Source organism: Sinomonas sp., assembly GCF_051955515.1.
In the GTDB taxonomy this organism is placed as follows: Bacteria; Actinomycetota; Actinomycetes; order Actinomycetales; family Micrococcaceae; genus Sinomonas.
In genome coordinates this window covers 1-7,352 of sequence record NZ_JBQCGQ010000328.1, presented here as the reverse complement: position 1 = coordinate 7,352, position 7,352 = coordinate 1, and the positions used below count along the sequence as shown (strand labels likewise).

The window sequence follows — 7,352 nt, the reverse complement described above, 5'->3', positions numbered from 1 at the left end:
CTGCGCTGGGCCGCGGCGACGTCAGCCGCCAGGGGGACCGTCGGGGCGGCGTCGGGCACCCGCCCGAGCTCGTGACCCACGGTAAGCTCCCGGTGCACGACGGCGAGCGGCACCGTGGAGCCTTCGCACAGGACCGCTTGGACGGCGTCGTCGAGTTCAGCCAGTCCCGGGGCGGGCCGGCCGCGAACGGCGGCCAGAGCGCCGGCCATCCGCTGCGCTTCCACGAGGGAAGCCGTCGGGGCATCGAGATTCTCGCGCCGGAGGGCATGGGCCACCCGAACGAGCCACGACGTCGCCACATCAGCACGATGGGAGGAGGGGTCCTGCCAATGCTCGAAGAGGTGCTGGTACCAGCCGGGGGAAGCGACTCCCGCCCCGTACCCGCTGGAGAGGCTCAGCCGAGAAGACGTCCACGGCACCCACGTCGCGGCGACCTTCACTTTCGGAAGACCCGCCAAGAGCTTGTTGTCCGCAGCGGCCGGAGGAAAATCCGCTGGCACGAGTGCAGGAGCGTGATAAGCGCCGCATACCACGGCAACGCGTCCAGGTCCTTCTCGGATCGCCCCGCGGACGAGCCGCCGCATCGCGGCTTCCCGCAGCGCATTCTGGACGACGTCAGGGTCATCCTCGGGCCGATTGTCCAGAGCGCGGATTTCGGCGATGGCATCGGTCAGGGCAGCAAAGCGCTCGATGGGGCCGGCGTCGCGATGCTCGACGGCGTCCTCCCACCAGCGCTCGGCGTCCGTGTACCCGGCGGCCTCGGCAAGCATCCCGATCGCATCCGGACGATACAGCGAGCGGCCGCCTCCGCCGTCGTCCTCCGGGGAAGCCGGGGCGACCGACGCCTTCGGGGTGAGGTGCAGCGCCAGGCTGTTCGTGGCGGGCAGGTCCATCATGCGCACCGGAGTCGCGGTCGCGAGGGCCCACCGAAGGGCGACCCACTCGGGGGAGAAGCCGGCGAGCGGGTAGAACGACGCGAGGTGGGGCTGGTCGACGGCGTAGATCAGCGCAGCAACTGGCGGCGCCATCCCCGGATCGGCGGCGAGCGCGGCAACGCTGTCGAGTTCGGGCGGCCCCTCGATCAGGACCAGATCCGGACGGATCGCCGTGAGCGCCTCGGCCACCGACCGCGCGGAACCGGGGCCGTGATGGCGAATGCCGAGGAGGTGGACGTCGGTCATGCGGTCAGCTGGACCGATCCGAGGTCTCGAGGTCGCGGCACGCCCGGTACAGGTCCATCCAGTCCGGACGGTTCCGGACGACCGTCTCGAGGTACTCCTGCCAGACCACGAGGTCCTGCACGGGGTCCTTGATGACAGCGCCGACCAGCCCCGCCGCCACGTCCTCGGCTCGCACCGTCCCGTCGCCGAAGTGGGCAGCGAGCGAGAGGCCGTTCGTCATCACCGAGATCGCCTCGGCGGTGGAGAGCGTGGCCGACGGCGACTTGAGGCTCGTGCGCTGATCCTCCGTCCTGCCTGCGCGCAGCTCGCGCATGACGGTGACGACGCGCCGGATCTCGTGGAGCGCCGCGAGATCCGCCGGCAGCTCCAGCGCGGCGCCGAGGCTGCGGACGCGGGTTGTCACGATCTCGACCTCCTGCTCGAGGCTGTCCGGCAGCGGAAGGACCACCGTGTTGAAGCGGCGGCGGAGCGCGGAGGAGAGATCGTTGACACCCTTGTCGCGGTTGTTCGCGGTGGCGATGACGTTGAAGCCTTTCCGGGCCTGCACCTCCGCATCGAGTTCTGGGATCGGCAGGGTCTTCTCACTCAGGATGGTGATCAGGGCGTCCTGCACGTCCGAGGGAATGCGGGTGAGTTCCTCGACCCGGACCAGGCTCCCGGACTCCATGGCCCGCATGACCGGACCCGCCACGAGGGCTGAGCGGCTGGGCCCCTCGGCCAGCAGCCGCGCATAGTTCCAGCCGTAGCGCAGCGCCTCCTCGGGAGTGCCGGCCGTGCCCTGCACCACGAGCGTCGAGGATCCGGAGATCGCCGCGGCCAAGTGCTCGCCGAGCCACGTCTTCGCGGTGCCCGGCACGCCGAGCAGCAGGAGCGCCCGGTCGGTGGCCAGAGTCGCCACCGCGATTTCGACCAAGCGGGCCGATCCGAGGTACTTCGGGCTGATCTGCGTCCCGTCGGGGAGGGCGCCCCCGAGCACGTAGGTCGTCACGGCCCACGGCGACAGACGCCAGCTGGGAGGCCGCGGGCGATCGTCGGCGGCGGCCAACGCCACGAGCTCGTCGGCATAGGCGTCCTCGGCGTGGGCGCGGAGAATGCCGATCGCAGCGCCTGGGGCATCGGTCATAAGAAGGCCTCCGTGATCGATTGACGGAACGACTGGTACTGGACAACGTCTCGGAGAACGCGGCGCCGCGCGTCGTCGTCGGCTCTCTCGAGGAGGCGACGGCAGCGTTCAGCGGCCTCGGCCGGGAGGGCCAGGGAAAGGACAGGCGCGAGCATCATCGCAAGAGCGGAGCCATTCTTCCCCATCAGCTCCTCGAGGATGTCCTGCGCCAGAGGGAGGCTCCATGGAGTCGGCAGGTCCCTCAGGGCCGGCACCAGCGCGACCGGCTGCACCGTTCCCTTGCGGAGCAGGCGCCGTATGGCGAGCTCGCGCTCGCCGGCCGGAAGGCACCGGAGGAGGCGCAGGTCAGCCCGGATCTCCAGGAACGCACGGACCCAGTCGAGGTCGGCACGGAGCACGGCCGTGGTGAGAATCGTCTCGGTCACACGCTTTTCGCCGCCGAGAAGGGCCAGAGCGGAGGCAGGGCTGCCGTCCGCGGCCTCATTCCACACCTCGAGCGGCGCCCCACGGATGATCGTCTCGAGCCGTTGGAGAACATCCGGTTCGCCGGAGCGCGGACTGGGGGCAATGCCATCGCGGATCGCCACGGCATCGGGTTCTGCTGGGAGCGAGATCTCGAACTGCTTCCGCAGGAGTCCTCTGACCCTCAGAAGGGGCCGCAGTCTTGCTGCCATGCGCCCCGCCCGTGCGCTATGCGGGAGCCTGTCGAGCAATCCCGCGGCTGCCTCGCGCACGCCTTTGGCCTTGTCGTCGAGGGCCAGCTCGAGGAGATCCTCGTCGTCGGGGCCGAGATTCGTCGCGAGCGCCCCAAGGTGGGCGGCCCGTTCGCGGGCGCCGAGGGAGTCCCAGTGCTCGATGAGCAGGTGTCGCGCGGCCGGGGGATCGATCCGCCGGAGTTTCTCCAGGCTAGCGGTCGCCTCGGAGCTGGGCAGCTCGGCCCAGCCGATTCTGGAACCGGTCGACGGCTCGCGGCGCGCGGGCTCGCCGAGGAGCCCCTGAAGCCACGTGCCCCTGACTCCGATTGCGGGGTGGAGATGCTCCGCCACGCCGTGGTTGGTGTCGGCGAGCGCGAGCACCGGGGGGAGCAGGCCGTGAGGCACACGCCGATCGGCCTTCGCGGCTAGGTCCAACCAGTCCATCACGAGCCGGAGACTCAGGTCGCGGCTCACAGGCGGCTGGGTCAGCAGGAGCTCGAGCAACCGTGCAGCCGCGGCGGGTGCGGGCTGGAGGTCGTCGGGCGGGGCGGCGGGGACGTCGCCCGCGTCCCCTCGCTGCGCCCTGCGCGACGCCCGCGTGACGGCATCGGCCAGCGCTGCCTGATCCAGGAGCGAATCCTCCGCGGCAAGCCCCGCAGGAGGATGCACCTCCAACTCGGGAGGCGGAGCGGGAGCCGGGTGTCGCGCGGTGCCCACGACCGCCGTCGTCCGCAGCTCGGCAAGCCAGCTCACGCGGTGACCACCTCGCCGTCGACCACTAAGGAGAGCGGCCGCACGCGGCCCTCCTCGAGCTCGCCGAAGATGTCCACCGGATGGCCGCCCGTCAGCGCGAGAAGGGAGGCGAGCGAGTCGCCGAGGATCGGGAGCGCATCCCCGGCCTGGTCCCGCAGCCACCCCGGATTGCCGGGGCTCACCCGCACGCCGCCGAGCAGCACGGGGTGACGGTCTCGCCACGGTGAGCGGGCGACGGCGGCCGATTCCGCCTCGAGCGCGTCGGCGATGCCGCCGCCATCACCCAGGCTCGCCTGCGCGCCCCGCGGGAGGACGGGGCCCGCGAACAGGGCCCGTCGCGGGGCCGAGCCGGGATATCTGGCCACGGTGACGTCAAGGAGCGCCCCTGCGAGCTGCGGCACGGCGAGGGTCTGCCCTTGGGCAGCGAAGTCGAGCACGACCACGACTTCGCCCTCCGGACCCCGCAGCCAGGTGCGCTGCTGCTGGAGCCGCCCGTCGTCGCTGCGGTGTGCCCCGAGCACGAGCCACGGCCCGGGGAGGGACTCGGCCTCTTCGACCTCGGCCGACGCCATGGCCCACCCGATGGTGGCCCGCAGGTCGGCCAGCTCGGCGGGGTCCAACTCCCCGCGCCGCGCCCAGGCCTTCGTGACGGCCCACCAGCGGCCCGCGCGCAGCAGCAGGTGATCCGCCCAATCGACCCGGGCATGGACGTCGGAACCCATGGCCCGCACCTGTTCCGCGAGCCCCGGGAGCTGCGCGTCCACGAGGCGAGCGGCAGTGCCGTCCCACCACGAGTAGGGCTGGGTGCGGGCAGCGGCGAGCCCGGTCCGCACGAGGTCGGTGAGCCAGCGGGCAAAATCCGCCATCCCCGAATCCATGAGGGCGAGCCGCTCCGACAGGCGCTTCGCCTGCGCCGCCGGATCCGGGTTCCCCCCGGACCGCCGTTCCTGAGCGGCAGCCCGCTTCGTGCGCTCGCCGGCCCACTGTGCGGCGAAGTCGGAAGTCTCAGCGCCCGCTTCGGCCGCCTCGCCGCGAGCCCAGAGGAGAAGCAGCGCCAGCGCGTGCTTGCAGGGGAATTTCCTGCTCGGGCAGGTGCAGCGGTAGGCAGGGGCGACGACGTCAATGCTCACCTGATACGGGGTCTTCCCGCTGCCCTGGCACTTGCCCCACACCAGGACATCGGTGCTCCCGGTGTCCGACCACGGGCCCGGGTGCGCGAGTTTTCGGGCCGCGGCGACGGAGGCCTGGTCGGGCGCGGCGGCGATCACCCTGTCCTCAGTCCACCGCCCCATGATGCACATCCTCTTCTGTCAGTGATCTGAGCCGCAAGGGGCCTTTCCGCCGGGCCCGGTAGCGTACCCCGCATGAGCACCCCTTCTCCTGACACTCCCGACACTCCTGACACTCCCGACACGGACGAGCGTCGCGAGCCACCCCTGAACGGGAGCGAAGCCGAGACGCTCGTCGGCTTCCTCGAGTACCAGCGCGCCACGCTCGAGAGGAAGTGCCGTGGCCTCAGCGACGAACAGCTCCGGGTGACCCTTCCGCCGTCGACCATGACGCTCGCCGGCCTGCTCAAGCATCTCGCCTACGTCGAGGACGGCTGGTGCGCCGAGGTGCTCGGCGGTCAGCCGATGTCCGAGCCCTGGGCGAGTGTGGACTGGGAAGCGGACCGCGACTGGGAGTGGCACAGCGCGAAGGACGACGACGGCGCGAGCCTCCGCGCGCTGTGGACCGAACGGGTCGCGCGGTCGAGAGAGATCGTCGGAGGGATCCTCGCGCGCGGCGAGGGCGCGCTCGGGGATGTGTTCGACGACGACGGCCGCCGTCTGGTCTCCCTGCGCTGGGTCCTGACCCACCTCATCGAGGAATATGCGCGCCACAACGGGCACGCCGATCTGATCCGGGAGTCCATCGACGGCGCGACGGGAGAGTGAGTCCGCACCGGGAATGCGGGCGGGCTCCAGCGGGTTAGGCGCTCATGTGAAAGCCTTCGGATTCCTCTCGTTCGGCCACTACGGACCGTTCCGCGGGTCGCAGACGCCAACGGCGGCGGACATGATCCGCCAGACCATCGACCTCGCCGCCGGCGCCGACGAGCTCGGCGTGAATGGGGCGTACGTGCGCGTCCATCACTTCGCGCCTCAACAGGCCTCGCCTATCCCGCTGCTCAGTGCCATGGCCGCCCGGACCCAGCGGATCGAGGTGGGGACCGGTGTCATCGACTTCAGGTACGAGAATCCCCTTCACTTCGCCGAGGAGGCGGCGGCCCTCGACATCATTGCCGGCAATCGCATCGCGCTCGGCATCAGCCGTGGCTCGCCCGAGCCGGCGCTCCGAGGCTATGAGGCCTTCGGGTACACCGGATCCGCGGATCCGCGCGGGGCAGATCTGGCCCGCGAGAAGTTCGAGCTGTTCCTTCGCGCGATCGAGGGCGACGGGGTGGCGGACGCGGATCCCCATCAGTTCGCAGCAGGCACCACACTGCCCATCGAACCCCGTTCCCCGGGACTCCGGGACCGGATCTGGTGGGGGAGCGGCACCCGCAGCACCGCGGAATGGACCGGCAGGCTCGGGCTCAACCTCATGAGCTCCACGCTCCTCACCGAGGACGCGGGGGTTCCGTTCCACGAACTCCAGCGCGAGCAGATCGACCGATACCGTTCCGCCTACAAGGAGGCGGGGCACACGCGCCCGCCGCGCGTCTCGGTGAGCCGGAGCATCTTCCCGATCGTGACTTCGCGGGACGCCATGTACTTCGGCTCTCGCCCGGAAGGCGATCAGGTGGGCATCATCGACGGCTTCCGCTCGACGTTCGGGAAGACGTACGCCGGTGAGCCCGACGATCTCATCGAACAGCTCAGGAAGGACACGGCGGTCATGGCAGCCGACACCGTCATGCTCACGGTCCCGAACCAGCTTGGCGTCGACTACAACCTGCACATCCTCAGCGCCTTCGCGGAACACGTGGCGCCCGCCCTCGGGTGGAAGCCCAACACGGAAGGCCCGGTTCAGGGGGATCCGATCGCCTGAACGGGCGCATTTTTCGGATTCAACCTTCTCAAAGCCGGGTAAGCCGTCCAGTGGGCCCGGTCTACCGGGACGATAACGGAGTCTCGTGAGGCGCCACGAAGACCCCACGACACGAGGGGCGAAGATGGACCAAGCCACAATCCGTCGGCTGTCCGATGAGGCAACCGAAGTCCTCCTGAACAAACCCGGGACCACATCCAGCTTCAGAGGCGGCTGGATGATGATTGCGACCATCCTCATCGAGGCATGGGATCTCTATGCGATCTCCTTCGTCCTGGTCTTCATCTCGGCGGAGTACCACCCGACACCTACCGAGCTCGGGCTCGTGACCGCTGGCGTCCAAGGCGGCGCGCTCATCGGCGCACTGATCGGCGGCTACGTCGCGGACCGGTTGGGCCGCAAAGCAGTCTTCATCCTCACGATGGTGCTGTTCATCGTGCTGGCGATCGTCCAGGGCTTCTCGGTCGGCGTGTGGGATCTGATCATCGTCCGGTTCCTCATCGGCATCCCGCTGGGCAGCGACATCTCCAACGGCTACGCCTACATCATGGAGTCGATGTCCAAGGG

General features: G+C 70.0%; 7 protein-coding genes. 3 read left to right on the top strand and 4 right to left on the bottom strand.

Annotation, left to right across the window (positions count from 1 at the left end):
- The 4 genes from ACTHL9_RS19490 to ACTHL9_RS19475 form a co-directional block, all read right to left on the bottom strand.
- Window positions 1-1,181 (bottom strand): DUF5682 family protein (locus ACTHL9_RS19490; RefSeq protein ID WP_440520950.1); only part of this gene is annotated, 1,181 nt, incomplete at its 3' end.
- Window positions 1,182-1,185: 4 nt separating this feature from the next.
- On the bottom strand, window positions 1,186-2,304 hold the full coding sequence (locus tag ACTHL9_RS19485; protein WP_440520949.1) for an ATP-binding protein: 1,119 nt from the start codon (window positions 2,302-2,304) through the stop codon (window positions 1,186-1,188).
- A complete protein-coding gene (locus ACTHL9_RS19480; protein ID WP_440520948.1) occupies window positions 2,301-3,752 on the bottom strand; it encodes a DUF5691 domain-containing protein in 1,452 nt (483 codons plus the stop codon). The genes ACTHL9_RS19485 and ACTHL9_RS19480 overlap by 4 nt, the downstream gene beginning before the upstream one ends.
- Window positions 3,749-5,044 carry an SWIM zinc finger family protein gene (locus tag ACTHL9_RS19475; protein WP_440520947.1) on the bottom strand — a complete coding sequence of 432 codons (1,296 nt, stop codon included), beginning with the start codon at window positions 5,042-5,044 and terminating at the stop codon, window positions 3,749-3,751. The genes ACTHL9_RS19480 and ACTHL9_RS19475 overlap by 4 nt, the downstream gene beginning before the upstream one ends.
- A gap of 72 nt (window positions 5,045-5,116) precedes the next feature.
- Between ACTHL9_RS19475 and ACTHL9_RS19470 the strand changes: the two genes are divergently transcribed.
- The 3 genes from ACTHL9_RS19470 to ACTHL9_RS19460 form a co-directional block, all read left to right on the top strand.
- Window positions 5,117-5,689, top strand: a complete 573-nt coding sequence (locus tag ACTHL9_RS19470; RefSeq protein WP_440520946.1) for a DinB family protein — start codon at window positions 5,117-5,119, stop codon at window positions 5,687-5,689.
- Between the two features lie 46 nt (window positions 5,690-5,735).
- Window positions 5,736-6,785 carry an LLM class flavin-dependent oxidoreductase gene (locus ACTHL9_RS19465; RefSeq protein WP_440520945.1) on the top strand — a complete coding sequence of 350 codons (1,050 nt, stop codon included), beginning with the start codon at window positions 5,736-5,738 and terminating at the stop codon, window positions 6,783-6,785.
- Window positions 6,786-6,909: 124 nt separating this feature from the next.
- Window positions 6,910-7,352: MFS transporter (locus tag ACTHL9_RS19460; RefSeq protein ID WP_440520944.1), on the top strand; the 443-nt coding region annotated here is incomplete at its 3' end.